The sequence below is a fragment of the Anaerolineales bacterium genome, assembly GCA_022866145.1.
Taxonomy (GTDB): Bacteria; Chloroflexota; Anaerolineae; order Anaerolineales; family E44-bin32; genus PFL42.
Genome location: JALHUE010000447.1, coordinates 1 through 1,650, shown reverse-complemented (window position 1 = coordinate 1,650; position 1,650 = coordinate 1). Strand labels below are relative to the sequence as shown.

2 protein-coding genes are annotated in these 1,650 nt (G+C 65.2%); both read left to right on the top strand.

Annotation, left to right across the window (positions count from 1 at the left end; all coding sequences use genetic code 11):
* Window positions 1-381: 381 nt before the first annotated feature.
* Window positions 382-564 (top strand): Rdx family protein, encoded by a 183-nt coding sequence (locus MUO23_13270; GenBank protein ID MCJ7513919.1) that lies wholly within the window; start codon window positions 382-384, stop codon window positions 562-564.
* Between the two features lie 3 nt (window positions 565-567).
* A complete protein-coding gene (gene trpS, locus MUO23_13265; protein ID MCJ7513918.1) occupies window positions 568-1,557 on the top strand; it encodes a tryptophan--tRNA ligase in 990 nt (329 codons plus the stop codon).
* The last annotated feature ends 93 nt before the right edge of the window (window positions 1,558-1,650 follow it).

Below are 1,650 nucleotides of genomic sequence, written 5' to 3'. Positions count from 1 at the left end.
TCGAGCTGGGCCCGGCGCATGGCATAGGCGTCGTGCACTTCGCCCGAAAACTCATTGGCGCGGTCACCGATCATGCCGCGGAACTCATCGCCCGAGTACGGGGTCAGAAGCAACGCCGTCGAGGCGCCGATGAGCGCCCCGGTGATCAAGCCGATCAGGAAGGCCATGACTGCTCGCATGTGATTCTCCTCTCTGGGTTCTAGCCTCCATTGTAGCACAGCCCGCCGGGTCGGGGGCGCGTGGCCGCCGCTGTCTGCCTGTAGTACACTGCCCCGCAATCCGAAGCCCGAGGGAAGGGCGGAGCGCTGGAGGCCAGGAATGGTGCGGATCTCAATCACCTACTGCGCAGTCTGACACTATACCGATCGGGCCATCGGTCTGATGGCCGACCTGGTCAAGGCGTACGAGGAACGGATTGAGGCAGTCACCCTCGTCCCGTCGGACGGCGGCCGCTTCGAGGTCGAGGTCGACGGGAAGCTGGTGTACTCCAAACTCCAGACAGGGCGGCATGCCGAGGCGGGGGAGGTGCCGCGCCTGGTCGGAGAGGCCTTGGAAGGCGGGTAGGCTGTGGCAAGCAAACGACAACGCGTGTTCTCCGGTGCCCGACCGACGGGCCGCCAGCATCTGGGCAACTACCTGGGCGCGATCCGCAACTACGTTGCGCTCCAAGATTCGTATGACTGCATCTACTGCATCGTCGACCTGCACGCCCTGACGACGCTGGACACCACCCAGTCGCTGCGGGAGAGCACCCACGAGATGGCGCTGGACTGGCTGGCCGCCGGGATCCGGCCCGAGGAATCCATCGTGTTCGTCCAATCGCATGTGCCGGAAGTGACCGAGCTGCACCTGTTGTTCTCGATGGTCACGCCGCTGGGCAAGCTGACCGATCTGCCGACGTTCAAGGAAAAGGTGCGGCTCCAGCCGCAGAACGTCAACTACGGCCTGGTCGGGTATCCAGTGCTGATGGCGGCGGACATCGCCCTGTACAAGGCGGCCTTCGTTCCGGTCGGGGTCGATCAGGCTCCGCACATTGAGTTCACCCGCGAAGTGGTGCGCTCCTTCAATTACCGCTACGGCAAGGCGGTGCTGGTCGAGCCGGAGATGAAGGTCACCGAAGTGCCGAAGGTGCTGGGCACCGACGGCCAGCAGAAGATGAGCAAGAGCCTGAACAATCACATCGAGCTGGCGGCCACCGCCGACGAGACGGTCGAGCGGGTGATGACCATGGTCACCGATCCCCAACGCCTCCGTCGGTCCGATCCTGGGAATCCAGAGGTGTGCAACGTGTTCTCGATGCACCGGATCTTCTCGCCGGCGGATCAGGTGGCCAGCATCGATGTTGAGTGCCGCCGGGCGGGAATCGGCTGCGTCGACTGCAAGCGGCAGTTCGCCCGCAACCTGAATGAGCACCTGGCGCCATTCCGGGAGAAGCGACAAGCGCTGGCCGCCCGCCCAGATGACGTCTGGCACATCCTGGACGACGGTGAGCGACGGGCCCGAACGATAGCCCAGGCCACGATGGCGGAAGTGCGGGAAGCCGTCGGGCTTCCCTGAGCCCAGAGAGGCCGCAGTGAGGCTTGTGCTGCAGCGCGTCAGCCGGAGCAGCGTCTCCGTCGACGGCCGGCCTGTGGCGACGATCGGCCGCGG